Genomic DNA, 19,277 nt, shown 5'->3' on the forward strand with positions numbered 1-19,277 from the left:
GGAGCCGGTCGGGCGCGGCGCGCCTCTCCCCAGAGGGGTGCTTCAGCTCTGGCCGGGGACTCCGTCGACTTCGGCCTGGGATTCTGATTCGGTCTCGGGGGCAGCCGTGGCTGCGGTGCTGGTGCCAGCGGCGTCGGCGACGTGGTCGCTGTCGTCGTCGTCGTCCGGTTCCTCCGGGAGCTCTTCGAGCAGGCCGGGAGGCGGGGTGATGGTCACGATACCGGTCTTGATGTCCACGGACGGCACGATGGCCTTCACGAACGGGATCATGACTTCGCCAGCGGGGGTCTTCACAATCAGCAGGTCCTGCGCGGGGAGATGCTCCAGCCGGGCGATGGTGCCGATCTTCTCACCGTCGCGAACGACGGAAAGGCCGATTAGCTGATGGTCGTACCAGGCGTCTTCTTCGCCGGACTGTTCCGCGTCGTCCTGGTCGATCCAGAGGATCGCTTTGGCGAGGGCCTCAGCCGCTTCGCGGTCGGGGACATCCTTGAAGAAGCCCACCGCGTGCTGGTTGTACCAGCGGAGCTCGACGAGCTCGATTTTCTTGCCGTGCCACGGGGAACCGGTGGGCACCTGCAGGGTGAACACGGCGCCCGGGACGAAACGCCGTCCCGGGTCATCCGTGAACAATTCCAGCTTGATCGCTCCCTTGAGTCCGTGCGCCTTGGTCAGGCGCCCGACTCTCAACTGGCTGCGAGGGGTCGTGCCGTCGTTCACCGAACTCATATCCAACTACTCATTTACCAGTTCAAAAATCGGTGTCGACGACGTCGACGCGCACACGCCGGCCGTCGGCCAGCGCGGCCACGAGGGTGCGCAAGGCCTTGGCGGTGCGCCCGGAGCGCCCGATCACGCGACCGAGGTCCTCAGGGTTCACGCGAACCTCGAGCACCTCGCCCCGAGGGGACGTCTGGGCGGCAACATGCACATCGTCCGGGTGATCAACGATCCCCTTGACGAGGTGCTCAAGCGCGGGAGCGAGCAAAACTACGCCTTGTCCTCTTCGGATGCCTCTGCGGCAGCCTCTGACTCCTTGGGTGCCTCTTCCTTGGCCACGGGCTTATCAGCCTTCGGCTTCAGAACCGGCTTCTTCTTCTCGTCGGCGACGAAAGGAACCTTCGGCTCCTTGAACTTGACGGTGGAGACGGCGTTCTTGTCACCCTTGAAGATGCCCCAGTCGCCGGTCAGCTTGAGGAGAGCCTCAACCTGCTCGGTCGGCTGTGCGCCTACGCTCAGCCAGTACTGGGCACGCTCTGACTTGACCTCGATGACGGAGGGCTCCTGCGTGGGGTGGTAGATGCCGATCTCTTCGATGACACGACCGTCGCGCTTGGTACGCGAGTCGGCAACGACGATGCGGTAGTACGGTGCACGGATCTTACCCATGCGCTTCAAACGAATTTTGACAGCCACAATTCTCCTGTGTATTTGATTTTTGGCGAACTGAGGGCCGTGAGCGTGGGGGCACACTCGGCACAAGCTCAATATGGTTTTTTCCTGCGTCTGAGTAGAGGGTCGGACGCAAGAGAACTCGACTAATCATTCTGTCAGACATCCGTGACTTTCTGATAATCGGCAGCCTCGACGGTGCGGTCGACGGTGCGGTCGCGGCGGTCGGGGGCTGGGACTGTGGCGCCGGTCCGTCAATCAATGTCAGGATTGTCACACAACCACACCCGAACGGGTGCACCAGAACGGGAGGACCGCGCATGGGTATCGAATTTGCCCGGTCAGAACGGTCAACCATTGGCATCGAGTGGGAACTGGCCCTCGTCGACCGCGAGTCGGGCGATCTGGTGTGCCTGGCCGACGATGTCCTGACGGCGTTGGCCGCGCCCGACGGCACGCCGCATCCGAGTATCACTGGGGAATTGCTTTTGAACACGGTCGAGCTCGTGTCGGGGGTGCACCACACGGTCGCGGGCGCCGTCGCGGATGTTGCCGCCCAGGTTGACGAGGTACGAGCGATCACCGATCCCCTGGGTGTCGAACTCATGTGCAGTGGCTCGCATCCGTTCAGCCAGTGGTTCGACCAGGAGGTCACGGACAAGGCTCGGTACCACCGTCTGATCGACCGCACCCAGTGGTGGGGGCGCAACATGATGATCTGGGGCATCCACGTGCATGTGGGGATCGAGGATAGGGCGAAAGTCATCCCGATCCTGAACGGCCTGCTCGGCTATCTGCCGCATCTGCAGGCCCTGTCCGCGTCGAGCCCATTCTGGGCCGGTGTGAACACGGGCTATGCGTCCAACCGTGCCCTGATGTTCCAGCAGCTGCCCACCGCAGGGCTCCCGTGGATCCTGGAGGACTGGGAAGCCTGGGAGCGCTACGTGGCGGACATGGAAGCCACGGGCGTGATCGACGACGTGACCGAGGTGCGCTGGGACATCCGTCCGTCGCCGCGGTGGGGAACCATCGAGGTGCGCGCCTGCGACGGCGTGTCCACCACGGAGGAACTCGGGGCGATCGCCGCGTTCATCCAGTGCCTGGTCGACTGGATGAGCGAACGGCTCGACGTCGGCGAGACGGTGCCGTCAATGCAGCCGTGGTTCGTGCGCGAGAACAAATGGCGGGCGGCCCGCTACGGCCTGGACGCCGAGATCATCACGGATGCCGCGGGCTCGGAAAGCCTGGTGATCGACGATGTGCGCCGGCTGATCGGCGTCCTCTCCCCCGTCGCCGAGCGGCTGGACTGCCTGGACGAGCTGCGGAGTCTCGACCGGATCACAACCGAGGGCGCCAGCTACCAGCGGCAGCTCCGGGTCGCCGAGGCGCACGGAGGAAGCCTGCCGGCCGTCGTGGCGTCCCTGACCCGCGAATTGCGCACGGGCATCCCCGCCACCCCCTGATGCGTCTTCCTGCCGCGTGTCCGCGGATGTTCAGACGTCGTTTTTGCTGTCACGCCAGGCGAGCCAGTCGGTGAGCGGGGCCAAGTCGTACTGCGGCCCGGACAGACCGAGGGTGAACAGGCGTGCGCCGAGGTCGTAGAGCTGGTCGGCCTCTTGGACAGTGCGCCCCCGCAGCTCGGTGGAGATTTCAATCTCGGCCAGGTTCCGGCCCACGGTGTGGCACCACCCGGAGAGCACGCCGAGTTTATGCTCGAGCACGGCCGGCGTGGAGAATGAGTGCCAAATGTCGGCGTGCCGGGCCACGATTCGCAGGGTCTTCTTCTCCCCGCCTCCGCCGACCAGCACCGGAATGTCCCGCAGGGGCGCCGGGTTCAGCTTCGCCCAGCGCGCCTCGATCCGCGGCAAGTCGTCGGTCAGGGCGTTCAGGCGAGTGCCGACACTGCCGAACTCGTACCCGTACTCGTCGTAGTCGCGCTCGAACCAGCCGGAGCCTGTGCCGAAGATGAACCGACCGCCGCTGATGTGGTCGATGGTGCGCGCCATGTCGGCCTGCAAGTCGGGGTTGCGATAGCTGTTGCAGTTCACCAGCGCGCCGAGCTGAATGGTCGTGGTCTGCTCGGCCCAGGCCGCCAGGAGCGTCCAGGACTCGAAGTGGAGACCGTCCTTGTCGCCGGACAGCGGGAAGAAGTGGTCCCAGTTGAACGCAATGTCTGTGCCCAACGCCTCGACCTCGGTCAAGGTCTCCCGGATCTTCGGATACAGGGCGTGCTGGGGCGCGATTTGTGCGCCGATGCGCACCCGGCCGGCGGATGAGGACGTCATGCGCTCATTCTAAACCGCCGGCCGGGGGCATCCGCTGGGCCGTCTTTGCTCACGGTCGGGAGGGCGGGGTCCTACCGACCGAGCATCTTCTGCAGGGCAGCCATCTCGTCTTCGGTTGGTCCGCCGGCCTTCTTGGAGCCACCGAGGCCAAAGCCGGTTCCGCCGCCGGCACCCGGGGGCAGGGCCGCCTTCTCGCCGGACGCGAGTGCCAGGTTCTCCGCGGCCCGCTTGGCCGGGTTGCCCGACTTCGAGCCCTTCTTCTTGGGCTGAGGCTTGCCTCGGCCGCCACCGCCCATTCCGCCGGGAACCGGGCCCATGCCGGGGATATTGGGCATGCCGCCCTTGGCCACCGTCTTCATCATCTTGGCGGCCTGTTCGAAGCGGGACACGAGCTGGTTCACCTCGGTCACGGTGGATCCGGCGCCGCGCGCGATGCGCAGGCGGCGGGATCCGTTCAACAGCTTTGGGGTGGTGCGCTCGGCCTTGGTCATCGACTGGATGATGGCCTCTGTGCGCACGATCTCGCGTTCATCGAAGTTCTCGAGCTGCTGCTTCATGGCGCCGGCGCCTGGGAGCATGCTCATCATCTTCTTGATCGAGCCCATGTTGCGCAATTGCTGCATCTGGCCGAGGAAGTCGTCAAGGGTGAAACTGTCGGTGGAGAACTTCTCCGCCATCTTGCGGGCTTCGTCTTCGTCGAAGGCACCCTGCGCCTGCTCGATCAGGGTGAGGATATCACCGAGGTCGAGGATGCGGCTGGCCATGCGGTCGGGGTGGAACGGCTCGAAGTCGTCCAGGCTCTCGCCGGTCGACGCGAACATGATCGGACGGCCGGTGATCGACGCCACCGACAGGGCTGCCCCGCCTCGTGCGTCGCCGTCGAGCTTGGAGAGCACCACCCCGGTGAAGTCGACACCGTCCTGGAACGCCTTGGCGGTGGCCACGGCGTCCTGGCCGATCATCGCGTCGATCACGAAGAGCACTTCATCGGGATCGATGGCCTTGCGGATGTCCGCGGCCTGCTTCATCATCTCGGCGTCGACGCCGAGGCGGCCGGCAGTGTCGACGATGACCACGTCGTGCATCTTCTGCTGGGCGAATTTCACGCCGTCACGGGCGACCTTGACCGGGTTGCCGACGCCGTTGCCTGGCTCCGGCGCGTAGACGGGCACGCCCGCCTGGGCACCGACGACCTCGAGTTGGGTGACCGCGTTCGGGCGCTGCAGGTCGGCCGCGACCAGGATCGGGGTGTGGCCGTCTTTGACGAGCCACTTGGCCAGCTTGCCGGCGAGGGTGGTCTTACCGGCACCCTGCAGCCCCGCCAGCATGATGATGGTCGGCGGCTTCTTGGCGAACTCGAGCCGGCGCTGCTGGCCGCCGAGGATCTCGACGAGTTCCTCGTTGACGATCTTGACGACCTGCTGGGCCGGATTCAGCGCTTTGCTGACCTCGTCGCCGAGGGCACGCTCGCGCACCTTGCCGGTGAAGTCCTTGACCACCTCGAGGGCGACGTCGGCGTCGAGCAGCGCGCGCCGGATCTCGCGAACGGTGCCGTCGACATCCGCAGCGCTGAGCTTGCCCTTGGTGCGGAGATTCTTGAACGTCTCGGCCAGGCGATCTGAGAGGTTTCCAAAAGTAGCCATGATGCGTTCAGTTTAACCGGTCGCGGAGCCTACGGTTGTTCGGGTGCGCAAACCGCACTCAAAGTCAGGAGTCATCATGTCCGTTGTCGTCGTCGCCATCCTCACCCCGAAGCCCGGTCGCAGCCAGGAGATCCTCGACGCGTTCGCCGTGGTCTCCCCCCTGGTGCACGCCGAACCGGGCTGCGAGCTGTACGCCGCGCACACCGACGGTGACCTGGTGGTCATGGTTGAGCGCTGGGCCAGCCCCGCCGACCTCGCGGTGCACGCGGAGGGCGCGGGCATCGCACAGCTCGGCGCTCTCACCGACGAAGCCCTGGCCGCTCCCACCGTCGTCAAGGTGCTGCAGAACGTTCCGCTCGGTGACCCGACCAAGGGCACTATCCAGTAGGAAGCGCTACTGCTCGACAGTGATCAGAACGGGGTCGCCTTGCACGTCGATCGTGACCACGAGCAGGGCGTCGGTGTCATCGGGGCTGATCGAGTATTCGAGCACCGCGAAGTGCTCCTCGCGGCGGAAGTGGTGGGGGTGGAACCCAATCCGTTGAAGCTGGATGGAACGTAGGAAGTCGATCTGCTTGTCGCCGGAATCCCAGATCATGGCGTCGTCGAGGACCTCGGGATCCATCTCATCGAGTTCGGTCGTGATGTAGGCGCTCGTGACCGACGCCTCCTTGCTGAGGTCGGCCACGAGCGATTCTCGGGCCTGAGAGTCGAGCTCTTCGATGGCGTTGACCATGGCAGCTGCGATGTCGAGCGCCTCCGTCGAGACGGAATCCTCGTCCGGCGAGCTGAGGTCGATCTGCACGTCCTGGTCGCCGAGTTCGGCCGTGTCCGACCAGTAAACCTCGCCAGCGTCGTCGCTGCCGAGGATTCCGAAGAAATCGTGTTCGATGGTCATGGATTTCCTATCCGACGAGTTTTTGTGCGAAAACGTGCGGCGTGAAACCGGTGAGGTCGTTGATGCCCTCACCCTGGCCCACGAGCTTGATGGGGATGCCGGTCTTCTCCTGCACGGCCAGAACGAAGCCGCCCTTCGCGGATCCGTCGAGCTTGGTGAGCACGAGCCCGGTCACGCCGGCGTGCTGGATGAAGGCTTCGGCCTGCGCGAGACCGTTCTGGCCGGTCGTCGCGTCAAGCACGAGGAGAACCTCGGCGATCGGGGTCTGCTTCTCGATCACCTTGCGAATCTTGGTCAGCTCGTCCATTAGGCCGCCCTTGGTTTGCAAGCGCCCCGCGGTGTCGATGATGACGATCTCCGTGCCGTCCTTCATGGCCCGCTCGACCGTCTGGAAAGCGACGGATGCCGGGTCCTGGCCGTGTGCCTGCGGCCGCACGATGTCGGCGCCCGCGCGTTCGGCCCAGGTGGCGAGCTGTTCCACTGCGGCCGCGCGGAACGTGTCGGCCGCCCCGATCAGCACGCTGCGGTCGTACGTGCGCAGGAACTTCGCGAACTTGCCGATGGTCGTGGTCTTGCCGACACCGTTGACGCCGACGACGAGCACGACAGCGGGCCGGGCACTGAGGTTGAGAGTGGAGTCGAGCGTGGAGAGCCGTTCCTCGAGACCTTCGCGCAGCATCCGCTGCAGGTCGGTCGGGTCTGTCGTGTTGTACCGGGCGACCTTGGCCCGCAGTTCGCTCACGATCGCATCCGTGATGCTGGGCCCGAAGTCGGCCTGGATGAGTGCGTCTTCGAGGTCATCCCAGGTCTCCGCGTCGATTGTCTTCTTCGCGAACATTCCGCGCAGAGCGCCGGAGAGAGACCAGGGGGTGCGTTCTGCCATGCCTATAGCCTATGGCTCGCGCGGTCTCTGCGCCGCTGCGCCTGTGGCGTGCCACGCGCGCAATGGCGGAGCTTCCGCGCACGACGTAGCCCCCACCCCCCGCACCGGATTTCTGACATGTAGGGTCACACGCCAGACCTGACCCGGCAGAATGGTGGGGTGCCAGCCCAGTCCTCCCCCGCGCTCGTCGGCATCGCCCATGGCACGTCCTCCCCGCACGGCCAGGCGGCGGTCGCCGGCCTGATGCGCGCGGTGGCGGCGGCACAGCCGGAGTTGACCGTGGTCCTCGGCTTCGTCGACGTGCAGCACCCGGACACGCCGGAGACCCTGGCCGCGCTGGCGCCAGGCCTCCCCGCCGTCGTGGTGCCCCTGCTGCTCTCGGCCGGGTACCACGTGCACGTCGATCTGACGGATGCCGTGGGCGCCGAGACCGAGCGCCCGGTCGTGCTCGGCCCTGCCCTCGGCCCCGACGACCGATTGATCGCCCTGCTGCGGCAGCGGCTCGATGAGGCCGGCCTCGCCGAGGACGACGTGGTGGTGCTCGCCGTCGCCGGATCGAGCGATGCCCGCGCCGTTGCGGACTGCCGGATCGTGGCCGCGGGGCTCGCCGCGGCATCCGGTCGCGTCATCGCGCTCGGGTTCCTCTCCGCCGCCCGCCCGCCACTGGCCTGCACGGTCACGCGCAGCCGCATCGAGAATCCCGGTCGCCGCGTCGTCGCGAGCAGCTACCTGCTGGCGCCCGGGTACTTCCAGGGTCTGGTCGAGAAGGCCGGGGCGGATGTCGTGACCCGCCCGCTCCTCGTACCCGACGAACCGGCACCGCAGTTTCTCGTCGATGTGGTGGTCAGCCGGTATCTCAGCGCGGTATGAGGGTGCTGCTTGGCGGAAGACTTTCGGTCCGAGGACGGTCGACCAGCCGGCCAGACACAGCGAGCAAGTCCACGGACGCCGCGACCCCGCCACCCGACCAGCACCGGTCGCCCGCTCGGCTCGACTCGACTCGGCTCGGCTGGTCTGCACGATCGTCCTCGTGATCACTCGCCGTGTTCCGGGGCGAAGAGCCCGTTCAGGCGCACGGTGCGACTGTTGATTCGGTAGACCTTGATGCAACGGTCGTCGCGTGGCTGCTTCTCGCGGACGGCGGTGCCAGCCTCGTCGTCCTGGTCGCGCATCCGTCGGGCCCATTTGAGAACCTCGTCGGCGGTCAGGCCCGACGACTCCGCCCGCACGGCGCATCGGGCAGGGCTTCGTAGTCCGCGCTCGAGGAGCCCAGGCGAGCGACGACATCCGTTACCTGCCTGAGGTCTTCCACGAGGCTGGTCTGGTTCGGAGATTACCTCACGGGATACACGGAGCCGAGGAATGCTCCCCAAATGTGGAAAGAATGTTCGCATGTCTGTTCCCCGCACCCAAAGCTGATCCGGCGCGGCCCCGGTGCCGGCTCGGCACCGGCTCGGCACCGGCCTCGGCCGCACTGTGGCGCAGGTTGTGGATCGCGGCGGACGTTGTATCGTGCGCCCGGTTCCAGAACATGCGCCACGACGGGCGGAACCTCCGGAGCGCGTCTCGACGGGCTCGACCACCGGGACGAGGGCCGACCGAGGCCGGGTCACCTGGGCGGGGTCGGCACGCGCCCCGCTTGAGGCACCGAGTGGGTGCACCGTAGGGGCGCGAGCGCGTCGGCGCGGTTGTGTGACGGTTCGCTACGGCACGTGACCGGCCGTTACGGCCGGAAGTGACGCTATCCCCCCGTTCTCGGTACGTTTTCCCCCACGCAAGCTCGGCATCCGTTGACGCCGGCACAGCGACCAAGAGGAGGAACCCACCGTGTCACCGAGTCAGGCAGAAACGAGTCAGACAGAAGCGGCCGTACTGGTGCGTCCCTCTCGCCAGGCCTCACGCCCGAACGGGCAGTGGAAGGTCGACGGCACAGCCCCACTCAACGGCAACGAAGCCTGGAAGCAGGAGGACGGCGGCCTGAACGTGCGGAAGCGGATCGAAGAGATCTACTCCAAGCAAGGCTTCGACTCGATCGAGGGCACCGACCTGCACGGCCGCTTCCGGTGGTGGGGCCTGTACACGCAACGCAAGCCCGGAATCGACGGCGGCAAGACCGCGACTCTCGAGCCGCACGAGCTCGAGGACAAGTACTTCATGCTGCGGGTGCGCATCGACGGCGGGCAGCTCACAACGGATCAGCTGCGCGTCATCGGCCAGATCTCCGAGGAGTTCGGCCGGGACACGGCCGACCTCACCGACCGGCAGAACATCCAGCTGCATTGGATCCAGGTCGAGGACGTGCCCGAGATCTGGCGACGCCTCGAAGCCGTCGGGCTGCAGACCACGGAGGCGTGCGGCGACGTGCCGCGCGTCGTGCTCGGTTCCCCCGTGGCCGGAATCGCCGTTGACGAACTCCTCGACCCGACGGACGCGATCGCCGACATCACGGCACGTTACATCGGCGTCCCCGAGCTCGCGAACCTCCCTCGCAAGTTCAAGACGGCCCTGACCGGGCACCCGAGCCAAGACGTCGTGCACGAGATCAACGACGTCGGCTTCGTTGCCCTGCGGCACCCGGAGCTCGGCCTCGGCTACGACCTCTGGGTCGGCGGCGGCCTCTCCGCCAGCCCCCGCCTCGGCGAGCGCCTGGGTGCCTTCGTCACCCCCGACAGAGTCGCCGACGTCTGGCTCGGCGTCGCCTCCATCTTTCGCGACTACGGCTACCGGCGGCTGCGTAACAAGGCCCGGCTGAAGTTCCTGCTCGCCGACTGGGGGCCGGCGAAGTTCCGTCAGGTGCTCGAGGACGAGTACCTGCACGAGGCGCTGCCCGACGGCCCGCCCGCCCCGACACCGACGCAACAGGGTGACCACATCGGTGTGCACAAGCAGGTCGACGGCCGGTTCTACATCGGCGTCACACCCTTCGTGGGCCGCGTCTCCGGCACCATGCTCACCGAACTCGCCGACCTGCTCGAGCAGCACGGCTCCTTCCGGTTGCGCACGACACCGCACCAGAAGCTCGTACTGCTCGACGTCAGCGACGAGAACGTCGAGCCACTCATCACCGCCCTCGACACGCTCGGCCTGGCCGCTCGCCCCAGCCTGTTCCGCCGCTCGACCATCGCCTGCACCGGGATCGAATTCTGCAAGCTCGCCATCGTCGAGACCAAGCAGGCCGCGACCGACGCCGTTCTCGAACTCGAGAAGCGCCTGGCCGGCATCGACGTGCCGCAGCCGATCAGCCTGCATGTGAACGGATGCCCCAACTCCTGCGCCCGCATCCAGACCGCCGACATCGGTCTCAAGGGGCAGCTCCTGCCCGACGGCAACGGCGGCCAGGTGCCGGGGTTCCAGGTGCACCTGGGCGGCGGACTGGCCTCCGTCGGCCGGGGCGCCGCGGGCCTCGGCCGGACAGTGCGCGGACTGAAGGTCACCGCGGACGACCTCGCCGACTACGTCGAGCACATTGTGTTGCGCTTCCTGGCCGACCGGGGCGACTCGGAGTCCTTCGCCGTCTGGGCCCACCGCGCCGACGAGGAGGCATTGCAGTGAGCAAGCGGACCACCGGCACAGGGACCACCGGCACCACTGAGAGCACCCGCCGCTCCCCCGACGCGCTGCGCGCCCTGGCCGCGGCCGGCGCGGCCGAGCTCGGCGAGGCATCCGTCGACGAGGTCATCGTCTGGGTCACCCGCAATTTCAACACGGATGCCGCCGCCGTCGCCTGCTCGATGGCCGACGCGGTGCTGCCTCACCTGGTGTCCCGGCAGCTCCCCGGCGTCGACGTTCTGTTCCTCGACACCGGTTACCACTTCGCCGAGACGCACACGACGCGGGACGATGTGGCCCGGCTGCTGCCGGTGCGCATCGTGGACGTGCTGCCCGAGCAGAGCGTGGCCGAGCAGGACGCGGCACACGGCGCCGACTTGTTCGGCCGTGACCCCAATCTCTGCTGCGCCCTACGCAAGGTGGAGCCGCTGCACCTGGTGCTGGCCGGATACGAGGTCTGGTTCACGGGGGTGCGCCGCGACGAGGCACCCACCCGGGCGAACACGCCCCTGATCGTGTGGGACGAGCGCAACGGCCTGGTCAAGGTGAACCCGGTCGCGGCCTGGAGCTTCGACGAGATCCTCGACTACGCCCGTCAGCACGGCGTGCCGGTGAACCCACTGCTCGGCCGGGGCTATCCCTCGATCGGCTGCGCGCCGTGCACGAAACCCGTCGCCGCCGGCGACGACCCCCGATCCGGACGCTGGGCCAGCCTGGCGAAAACAGAATGCGGACTCCACCTGTGAACGCTCAGCCTGACCTCACCGAGGCACACCACTCCGGCGCCCTCGCGTCCGCGAGCATCAACCCCTCTGCCCACCGCCTCTCGCAGCTCGACGTGCTCGAGAGCGAGGCCATCCACATCATCCGTGAGGTCGTCGCTGAGCTCGAACGCCCGGTGCTGCTGTTTTCCGGTGGCAAGGATTCCGTGGTCGTGCTGCACCTCGCGGCGAAGGCATTCTGGCCGGGGAAGGTTCCGTTCCCGCTGCTGCACGTGGACACCGGGCACAACTTTCCCGAGGTCATCGCCTTCCGCGACGAGACGGTGGAGCGCCTCGGCCTGCGGTTGGAGGTGGCTCGCGTGCAGGACTACATCGACGACGGCCGCCTGCACGAGCGCGCCGACGGCACCCGCAACCCGCTGCAGACCCTCCCCCTGCTCGACGCGATAGCCGCCGGACGGCACGACGCCGTCTTCGGCGGCGCCCGCCGCGACGAGGACAAGGCCCGGGCGAAGGAACGCATCCTCTCGCTCCGCGACGAATTCGGCCAGTGGGACCCGCGCAACCAGCGCCCCGAACTCTGGAACCTCTACAACGGCCGCCACACGGTGGGCCAGCACGTGCGCGCGTTCCCGATCAGCAACTGGACCGAACTCAACGTCTGGCGCTACATCGAGCGCGAGGGCATCGTCCTCCCGCCGCTGTACTACGCGCACGAGCGAGAGGTCTACCGCCGCGACGGGATGTGGCGCTCGGTCGGCCCGGTGAGCGCGCCCCGAGGCACCGAAACCGTCGAGAAGCGAACCGTGCGCTACCGCACGGTGGGGGATATGAGCTGCACCGGCGCGGTCGACTCGGACGCGGCATCCGTGGCCGCCGTCGTGCGCGAGATCACCGTGAGCACCATCACCGAACGCGGCGCGACCCGCGCCGACGACCGCATCTCCGAGGCCGCCATGGAAGATCGCAAGAAAGACGGGTATTTCTAATGGAGCAGACACCGATTCACCCCCTCGCCGACGGCGCCCAGGGCACCCTGTTCCGCTTCGCGACGGCCGGCTCGGTCGACGACGGCAAGTCCACCCTGGTCGGCCGGCTGCTGCACGACTCCAAGGCGATCCTCGCCGACCAGCTCGACACCGTCACCCGCACCTCCATCGAGCGCGGCTTCGGCGGCGCCTCGGGCGGCATCGACTTCGCCCTGCTCACCGACGGCTTGCGAGCCGAACGCGAGCAGGGCATCACCATCGACGTCGCCTACCGATACTTCGCCACCGATCGGCGCTCGTTCATCCTGGCCGACTGCCCCGGACACGTGCAGTACACGCGCAACATGGTCACCGGCGCCACGACGGCGGACGCCGTGATCATGCTCATCGATGGGCGCAAGGGCGTGCTCGAGCAGACCCGCCGGCACCTCTCGGTCGTGAAGCTGCTGCGGGTGCCGCACATCGTGATCGCCGTGAACAAGATCGACCTGCTCGACTACGACGAGGCAGCCTTCAGCTCGGTCGCCGCCGCCGTGCGCGCCGTCACCGACGAGCTGGCGCTCGGTGCGGTGCACGTCATCCCTGTCTCGGCGCTCGCCGGCGACAACGTCGTGGGACGGTCCGCGAACACACCCTGGTACACGGGCCCGAGCCTGCTCGAACTGCTCGAGACCCTGCCGGGGGCCGACGAGGTCGACAGAGCCGTTGAGGACTTCCGGCTGCCGGTTCAACTCGTCGTGCGCCCCCAGGGCGCCGTCGCAGTGGCAACGGATGCCGCGCACGCCTTCCGCGACTACCGGGCGTACGCCGGACAGGTGGCCTCGGGCAGCGTGCGGGTCGGCGACGCCGTGACCGTTACCCCCGGCGGCGCCTCCACCGTCGTCACCGGGATCGACTTCGCCGGCCAGGATCTCGATCAGGCGATCGCGCCGCAGTCGGTGTCACTACGCCTGCGGGACGAGCTGGACATCGCCCGCGGCGCTGTGATCGGCGCGGCCGGCACCCTGCCCGCACCGGTGCGGGACCTCACGGCCGACCTGTTCTGGCTCGACCCGCAGCCTCTGAACCCCGGCGCCCGGGTGCTGGTCAAGTTCGGCACCAGCACGGTGCAGGCCCTCCTGAGCACGGTCACCGGCCGGCTGAACCTCGACACGCTGAGCCTGGAGACAGCGAGCAGCCTCGACGTGAACGACATCGGCCAGGTCACCGTGCACCTGGCTGCCGCGCTCCCGGTGGAGACGTACGCGGAAAACCGCCGATCCGGCGCGTTCCTGGTCATCCACCCACAGGACGGCGCGACCCTCGCCGCCGGCATCGTGACCGTGGCCGGGGTGCCGGCGTGACTCGGCGCGCCGCCCTCGGCCTGATCGCCGCCGCCGCCCTGCCGGGACTGCTCGGCGGCTGCGCCAGCGCGGGCAACGCCGCCGAAACTCCCGGACCGGCCGCAGCGCTCCGGCTCGGCTACTTCGACAACGTCACCCACGCCCCGGCCCTGGTCGGGCTGGATCAGGGCCTCATCGCCGACGCACTCGGCAACACCATCCTGCAGACGCAGGTGCTCGGCGCCGGCCCGGCGGCCGTCGAGGCGCTCAGCGCCGGGGCGATCGACGCCGCCTACCTCGGTCCGAACCCGGCCGTGAACAGCTTCGTGCAGAGCGCCGGCCAGTCGCTGCGGATCGTCGCCGGAGCAGCCGGCGGCGGGGCAGCCCTCGTCGTTCGCGCCGGCATCACCGACCCGTCCGACCTGGCCGGCGCCACCATCGCAACCCCTCAGCTGGGCAACACGCAGGACGTCGCCCTGCGCTCCTGGCTGGCCACGGAGGGCTTCGAGACCAGCACCACGGGCGGCGGCGATGTGGACATCGTGCCGACCGAGAACGCGCAGACGCTCGCCCTGTTCCAGAACGGCGCGATCGATGGCGCTTGGCTGCCGGAACCATGGGTCTCCCGCCTGGTGCTCGAGGCCGATGCCACCGTGCTCGTCGACGAGGCGTCGCTCTGGCCCGATGGAACGTTCCCCACCACCGTTTTGGTCGTGCGCAGCGACTACCTGGCCGCGCACCCCGACACCGTGCGGGGCCTCGTGGCCGGGCACGCTGCATCCGTCGACTGGCTCACCCGCCATCCCGACGAAGCCGCCCGCGTGATCAACCGCAAGCTCACCGCCGACACCGGCAAGCCACTGCCCGACGCCGTGCTCGCCCGCGCCCTCACCACCGTGACGTTCACGACCGACCCCTACGCCGCCGCTTTCCCGGTGCTGCTGCTGGACGCCGTCGATGCGGGCACCGCGAAACCGGGCACACTCGACGGGCTCTTCGACCTCACCCCGCTGAACGCTGTGCTCGCTGAGGCAGGCGGGGCGCCCGTCTCCGCCGCCGGACTCGGAACGGAGTGACCATGAACACCACGACGGATGCCCCGATCGCCGCCCCCGCGACTCCCGTCGCCGCGGGCACCACCTCCCATGCCCCCGCGATCCGCATCGAAGGGCTCGGCAAACGCTTCGGCGCCGCCGGCCCGGTCGTCCTGGAGGATATCGACCTCACCATCGAGCCGGGCGAGTTCGTCTGCCTGCTCGGCGCCTCCGGCTGCGGCAAGTCGACCCTGCTGGGCATCATCGCCGGCCTCGAACTCCCCACGACCGGCACAGTCACGGTCACCAGCGGCAGTGCCGCGGTCATGTTCCAGGAGTCGGCCCTATTCCCCTGGCTGACCGCCGGCCGCAACGTGGAACTCGCGCTCAAGCTGCGCGGGGTGCCGCGCGCCGATCGACGCGCCCAGGTCCTCGACCTGCTCGATTTGGTCAACCTCGCGGATGCCGCCGACAAGCGTCCCCACGAACTCTCCGGCGGCATGCGCCAGCGCGTCGCCCTCGCTCGCGCGCTCGCTCAGGACCGCAAGGTACTCCTGATGGACGAACCGTTCGCGGCCCTCGACGCCATCACCCGCGACCTGCTGCATGAGGAACTGGAGCGCATCTGGCGGGAAACCGGCCGCACCATCGTCTTCGTCACCCACAACGTGCGCGAAGCTGCCCGGCTGGGTCAGCGGGTGCTGCTGATGAAGAGCCGACCGGGACGCATCGCCAACGAGTGGCGCATCGACGACACCGGTCCCCGCCGGATCGAGTCCCCCGAGGTATCCCGACTCTCCGTCGAAATCACCGACCAGCTGCGAGAGGAGATTCGCCGCAATGCTTCCTGACCCGAGCACCACCTCGGCCGCAGCGACCAGCACAGGTGCCACCACGCCCGCTCCCGCTTCCTCTCCGCACGACGAATTCCGCCGCCTCGAATCCGGTCTGGACGCCCTGCAGACGGTTCCCCCCACCGAGCGAGGCCCGTTCCGCCGCGCCCTCGACGGCGTGCTGCCACCCGTGCTGCTCCTGGTCGCTCTGGTCTGTGCCTGGCAGTTCTACACCGTCGTCGCCGAACCCCGGCCCGACCTCTACCCCGGCCCGCTGAACGTGGCCGCGGCGATCGGTGAACGCTGGGCTGACGGCCGGCTCCAGCAGGCCGTGGCCACCAGCATCGCCCGCGGCGGCGCCGGCTTTCTGATCGCGGTCGCTATCGGCACCCCCCTCGGGCTACTGCTCGCCGAGTGGCGGCTGCTGCGGCGAGCGCTCGGGCCGCTTCTGTCCGGGCTGCAGGTGCTTCCCTCCGTGGCCTGGGTGCCGGCAGCGATCATCTGGTTCGGCCTTACCGACGCCACGGTCTACTTCGTGGTGCTGATGGGCGCGGTGCCGTCGATCGCGAACGGGCTCGTCTCCGGCATCGACCACGTGCCGCCGCAGCTGCGCCGGGTGGGCACCGTGCTCGGGGCCTCCCGCAGCCAGCTCGCCACCCTCGTCATCTTGCCGGCGGCCCTGCCCGGCTACCTCTCCGGTCTCAAGCAGGGCTGGGCCTTCTCCTGGCGGTCCCTGATGGCCGCGGAGATCATCGCCATGGGCGGTTCGATCGGCTTCGGCCTCGGTTCGATGCTGCAGCAGAGTCGCGAGCTCGCCGACCTGCCCGCCGTGCTGGCAACCATCCTGATCATCCTTGCGGTGGGCATTCTGGTGGAGCTCGTCGCCTTCGCACCCGTAGAACGCCGTCTGCTGCGCCGCCGCGGACTGAATCCTGGAGCACACCGATGATCACGGACCTCTATCCTCTGGGCCTGCATCTGGCCGGCAAGGCCGTGCTCGTCGTCGGCGGCGGGGCAATCGCCGCCCGCCGCGCCTCCGCCCTGGTCGAGGCCGGCGCGCGCGTCACCGTCGTGGCCCCCGTCGCCGGCCCCGACCTGCGGGCCCTGCTGCAAACGGGCGCGCTCACCTGGCGCGAGCGCGCCTATGAGACCGGCGATCTCGACGGCACCTGGCTCGCCCACACGGCGACCGGGGTGACGGATGTCGACACCCGCGTCGCCGCCGACGCCGACGCCGCCCGCATCTGGTGCGTCAACGCCGCCGCTCATCGCGCTTCCGCAGCCTGGATTCCCGCCGTGGCCCGCCGGGGCGAGGTGACCGTCGCCGTGTCCGCCGGCGGCGACCCACGCCGCGCGATGGCTCTCCGCGACGCCGTGGCCGACGCCCTCGACGCCGGTTCCCTGCCCCTGCGGCACCACCGCCGCGCGCCCGGCCCCGGCACGGTGCACCTGGTCGGCGGCGGCCCCGGCGACCCGGGCCTGATCACTGTTCTGGCGCGTCGTCTGCTCTCCGAAGCAGATGTCGTGATCGCCGACCGGCTCGGCCCGCGCGGGCTGCTGCGTGAACTCGACGCCGATGTTCTCGTGATCGACGTGGGAAAGCTGCCGGGCCACCACCCGGTGCCCCAGGACGAGATCAACGCGCTGCTGGTCGAGCACGCCCTGGCCGGGCGCCGAGTGGTGCGACTCAAGGGCGGCGACCCCTACGTGCTGGGCCGCGGCGGCGAGGAAGCGGCGTTCTGCCGCAGCCACGGGGTGCCGGTCGAGGTTGTCCCCGGCGTCACCAGCGCCATCTCGGTGCCGGCGGCGGCGGGCATCCCGGTTACCCACCGCGGAGTCGCGAACGGCTTCACGGTCGTCACCGGCCACGAGCAGATCACCGCCCTGCCCGGCGGCTCCGATCACACCGTGCTGCTCCTGATGGGCGTCAACGCCCTGGCCCGCTCGGCGAGCGTGCTGGCCACCGGCAGCCGCGGTGACGGATGCCCCGTCGCCATCATCGAGGACGGCTACGGTCCGAATCAGCGCGTCACCATCGGCACCCTCGGCACCATCGCCGCTCAGGCGGCGGAGCGGGGTGTGCGATCTCCCGCCGTAGTCGTGGTCGGCGACGTGGTCAGACTCAGCCCGCACGTCGCCTCGGCCCACCGGCGCGGCTCCTCCGTCTCCGCCCCCTCCACCCCCGCACCCCCACTTCGAAAGGCCCACTCATGACCCGGTCGCCCTCCGCGCCCCAGCCACTGCGCAAGCCCGAGCCGCTGCGCAAGCCCGAGCCGCTGCGCAAGCCTCAGCCGACACGCGCCGGCCCGCTGCGCGTCGCCATCGTCGGCGCCGGCCCGGCCGGCATCTACGCCGGCAACATCCTCCGCACAATGGTGCGGGCCGCGGGCGACGAGGTCGCCATCGACCTCTACGATTCCCTTCCGGCCCCCTACGGCTTGATCCGCTACGGCGTCGCCCCCGACCACCCCCGGATCAAGGGAATCGTGAAATCCCTGCACGAGATGTTGGATGCCGGCACCATCCGCTTCCTCGGCAACGTGTCCTTCGGCATCGACGTCGACCTCGCCGACCTGCAAGCGCACTACCACGCGGTCATCTTCGCGACCGGAGCCATCCGCGACACCGACCTCGACATTCCCGGTATCGACCTGCCGGGGTCCTACGGGGCCGCTGACTTCGTATCCTGGTTCGACGGGCATCCGGACGCCCCGCACGACTGGCCGCTCGACGCCACCGACATCGCCGTGATCGGCAACGGAAACGTGGCCCTCGACGTGGCACGGATGCTGGCCAAGCACCCGGCCGACCTGCTCAGCACCGACATTCCCGCCACTGTGCACGCCGGGCTGCTCGGGTCCCCGGTCACCGATGTGCACGTGTTCGGCCGTCGCGGGCCCGGCCAGGTGAAGTTCACCCCGATCGAGCTGCGTGAACTCGGCGACGTACAGGGAGTTGACGTGATCGTCTACGGGGAGGACTTCCCCCGGGACGAGAACTCCGAGGCGCGCCTGGCGGCGTCCAACAACCAGGTCAAGGTGATGAGCCGCACACTGAACGGCTGGCTCACTCGGGAACCCACGGGCGCCTCCCGGCGGCTGCACCTGCACTTCCTGCACAGCCCCGCCGAGGTGTCCGGCACCGACCGGGTCGAGGGGATGCGTTTCGAACGCACCGCTCCCACCGAAGACGGCGGCGTGCGCGGCACCGGGGAGTTTCTCGACTACCCGGTGCAGGCCGTCTACCGCGCGGTCGGCTACCGCGGCAGCGCTCTGCCCGGGGTGCCCTTCGACGCGGTGCGCGGCGTGCTGCCCAACGACGGCGGCCGAATCCTGGCTGCCGACGGCACACCGCTGCCCGGGCTCTACGCCACCGGCTGGATCAAACGCGGCCCGGTCGGCCTGATCGGGCATACCAAGGGCGACGCCGTGGAGACCGTGACCCGGCTGGTCGAGGATCTCGCGCTGCTGCCGGAGCCGGCGGCCGAAACCGGAGGCGACGCCGGGGAGGCGATCCTCCGTCTGCTCGGCGAGCGCGGCATCCGTCACACGACGTGGTCGGGCTGGCTTGCCCTCGACGCACACGAACGGGCGCTCGGCGACGCCGACGAGTCCGCCGTGCTGCGCGAACGCGTGAAGGTCGTGCCTCGGGGGGAGCAGGTGGATATCGCTTCCGAGGCCGTGCTGGTGACCACGTGGCGTAGGTGATCGCGTTGCCCTGCGACGTG

Annotated in this window: 20 protein-coding genes; 12 read left to right on the top strand and 8 right to left on the bottom strand. The window is 68.8% G+C overall.

Going from position 1 to position 19,277, the window contains the following annotated elements; genetic code table 11:
- Nucleotides 1-42: 42 nt before the first annotated feature.
- From rimM to rpsP, 3 genes are read right to left on the bottom strand one after another with little or no spacing between them, the layout of a single operon-like run.
- Entirely contained in the window at nt 43-729 is a 687-nt protein-coding gene (rimM, locus tag E3O65_RS03960; RefSeq protein ID WP_134362436.1) for a ribosome maturation factor RimM, read from the bottom strand.
- A gap of 22 nt (nt 730-751) precedes the next feature.
- The gene (locus E3O65_RS03965) at nt 752-988 is read right to left on the bottom strand and encodes an RNA-binding protein (RefSeq protein WP_134362437.1); all 237 of its coding nucleotides are present in this window, start codon (nt 986-988) and stop codon (nt 752-754) included.
- A 2-nt stretch (nt 989-990) separates the two neighbouring features.
- The gene (rpsP, locus tag E3O65_RS03970) at nt 991-1,416 is read right to left on the bottom strand and encodes a 30S ribosomal protein S16 (protein WP_134362438.1); all 426 of its coding nucleotides are present in this window, start codon (nt 1,414-1,416) and stop codon (nt 991-993) included.
- Nucleotides 1,417-1,712: 296 nt separating this feature from the next.
- Between rpsP and E3O65_RS03975 the strand changes: the two genes are divergently transcribed.
- A complete protein-coding gene (locus E3O65_RS03975) occupies nt 1,713-2,855 on the top strand; it encodes a glutamate--cysteine ligase (RefSeq protein WP_134362439.1) in 1,143 nt (380 codons plus the stop codon).
- Between the two features lie 30 nt (nt 2,856-2,885).
- Here the strand turns inward: E3O65_RS03975 and E3O65_RS03980 are convergent, their stop codons facing one another.
- Together E3O65_RS03980 and ffh are read right to left on the bottom strand one after the other, a co-directional pair.
- The gene (locus E3O65_RS03980; protein WP_134362440.1) at nt 2,886-3,677 is read right to left on the bottom strand and encodes an LLM class F420-dependent oxidoreductase; all 792 of its coding nucleotides are present in this window, start codon (nt 3,675-3,677) and stop codon (nt 2,886-2,888) included.
- 71 nt (nt 3,678-3,748) lie between these two features.
- On the bottom strand, nt 3,749-5,320 hold the full coding sequence (ffh, locus tag E3O65_RS03985; protein WP_134362441.1) for a signal recognition particle protein: 1,572 nt from the start codon (nt 5,318-5,320) through the stop codon (nt 3,749-3,751).
- Between the two features lie 76 nt (nt 5,321-5,396).
- Here ffh and E3O65_RS03990 point away from each other — a divergent pair, with 76 nt between their 5' ends.
- Nucleotides 5,397-5,708 (top strand): putative quinol monooxygenase, encoded by a 312-nt coding sequence (locus E3O65_RS03990; protein WP_134362442.1) that lies wholly within the window; start codon nt 5,397-5,399, stop codon nt 5,706-5,708.
- Nucleotides 5,709-5,714: 6 nt separating this feature from the next.
- Here the strand turns inward: E3O65_RS03990 and E3O65_RS03995 are convergent, their stop codons facing one another.
- Together E3O65_RS03995 and ftsY are read right to left on the bottom strand one after the other, a co-directional pair.
- Nucleotides 5,715-6,218: a DUF2004 domain-containing protein gene (locus tag E3O65_RS03995; protein WP_134362443.1), complete on the bottom strand. Its 504-nt coding sequence runs from the start codon at nt 6,216-6,218 to the stop codon at nt 5,715-5,717.
- A 7-nt stretch (nt 6,219-6,225) separates the two neighbouring features.
- Nucleotides 6,226-7,101 carry a signal recognition particle-docking protein FtsY gene (gene ftsY / locus E3O65_RS04000; protein ID WP_134362444.1) on the bottom strand — a complete coding sequence of 292 codons (876 nt, stop codon included), beginning with the start codon at nt 7,099-7,101 and terminating at the stop codon, nt 6,226-6,228.
- 159 nt (nt 7,102-7,260) lie between these two features.
- Here ftsY and E3O65_RS04005 point away from each other — a divergent pair, with 159 nt between their 5' ends.
- Nucleotides 7,261-7,971: a sirohydrochlorin chelatase gene (locus E3O65_RS04005; RefSeq protein WP_241985654.1), complete on the top strand. Its 711-nt coding sequence runs from the start codon at nt 7,261-7,263 to the stop codon at nt 7,969-7,971.
- Nucleotides 7,972-8,135: 164 nt separating this feature from the next.
- Here the strand turns inward: E3O65_RS04005 and E3O65_RS04010 are convergent, their stop codons facing one another.
- The gene (locus tag E3O65_RS04010; protein WP_134362445.1) at nt 8,136-8,330 is read right to left on the bottom strand and encodes a hypothetical protein; all 195 of its coding nucleotides are present in this window, start codon (nt 8,328-8,330) and stop codon (nt 8,136-8,138) included.
- 598 nt (nt 8,331-8,928) lie between these two features.
- Between E3O65_RS04010 and E3O65_RS04015 the strand changes: the two genes are divergently transcribed.
- The 9 genes from E3O65_RS04015 to E3O65_RS04055 are packed head-to-tail and all read left to right on the top strand — an operon-like array spanning nt 8,929 to nt 19,257.
- Entirely contained in the window at nt 8,929-10,653 is a 1,725-nt protein-coding gene (locus tag E3O65_RS04015; protein ID WP_134362446.1) for a nitrite/sulfite reductase, read from the top strand.
- A complete protein-coding gene (locus tag E3O65_RS04020; protein WP_166785634.1) occupies nt 10,650-11,396 on the top strand; it encodes a phosphoadenylyl-sulfate reductase in 747 nt (248 codons plus the stop codon). The genes E3O65_RS04015 and E3O65_RS04020 overlap by 4 nt, the downstream gene beginning before the upstream one ends.
- Nucleotides 11,393-12,361: a sulfate adenylyltransferase subunit CysD gene (gene cysD, locus E3O65_RS04025; RefSeq protein ID WP_422386399.1), complete on the top strand. Its 969-nt coding sequence runs from the start codon at nt 11,393-11,395 to the stop codon at nt 12,359-12,361. The genes E3O65_RS04020 and cysD overlap by 4 nt, the downstream gene beginning before the upstream one ends.
- Entirely contained in the window at nt 12,361-13,704 is a 1,344-nt protein-coding gene (locus tag E3O65_RS04030; protein ID WP_134362449.1) for a sulfate adenylyltransferase subunit 1, read from the top strand. Before cysD ends, E3O65_RS04030 begins: the two co-directional genes overlap by 1 nt.
- Nucleotides 13,701-14,759 (top strand): ABC transporter substrate-binding protein, encoded by a 1,059-nt coding sequence (locus E3O65_RS04035; protein ID WP_134362450.1) that lies wholly within the window; start codon nt 13,701-13,703, stop codon nt 14,757-14,759. Before E3O65_RS04030 ends, E3O65_RS04035 begins: the two co-directional genes overlap by 4 nt.
- A 2-nt stretch (nt 14,760-14,761) precedes the next feature.
- Entirely contained in the window at nt 14,762-15,568 is an 807-nt protein-coding gene (locus E3O65_RS04040) for an ABC transporter ATP-binding protein (protein WP_134362451.1), read from the top strand.
- The gene (locus tag E3O65_RS04045; RefSeq protein WP_134362452.1) at nt 15,558-16,499 is read left to right on the top strand and encodes an ABC transporter permease; all 942 of its coding nucleotides are present in this window, start codon (nt 15,558-15,560) and stop codon (nt 16,497-16,499) included. Before E3O65_RS04040 ends, E3O65_RS04045 begins: the two co-directional genes overlap by 11 nt.
- Nucleotides 16,496-17,764, top strand: a complete 1,269-nt coding sequence (gene cobA / locus E3O65_RS04050) for a uroporphyrinogen-III C-methyltransferase (protein ID WP_134362453.1) — start codon at nt 16,496-16,498, stop codon at nt 17,762-17,764. Before E3O65_RS04045 ends, cobA begins: the two co-directional genes overlap by 4 nt.
- The gene (locus E3O65_RS04055; RefSeq protein WP_134362454.1) at nt 17,761-19,257 is read left to right on the top strand and encodes an FAD-dependent oxidoreductase; all 1,497 of its coding nucleotides are present in this window, start codon (nt 17,761-17,763) and stop codon (nt 19,255-19,257) included. Before cobA ends, E3O65_RS04055 begins: the two co-directional genes overlap by 4 nt.
- Nucleotides 19,258-19,277: the final 20 nt, after the last annotated feature.

The sequence above is a fragment of the Cryobacterium breve genome, from assembly GCF_004402375.1.
Lineage (GTDB): Bacteria > Actinomycetota > Actinomycetes > Actinomycetales > Microbacteriaceae > Cryobacterium > Cryobacterium breve.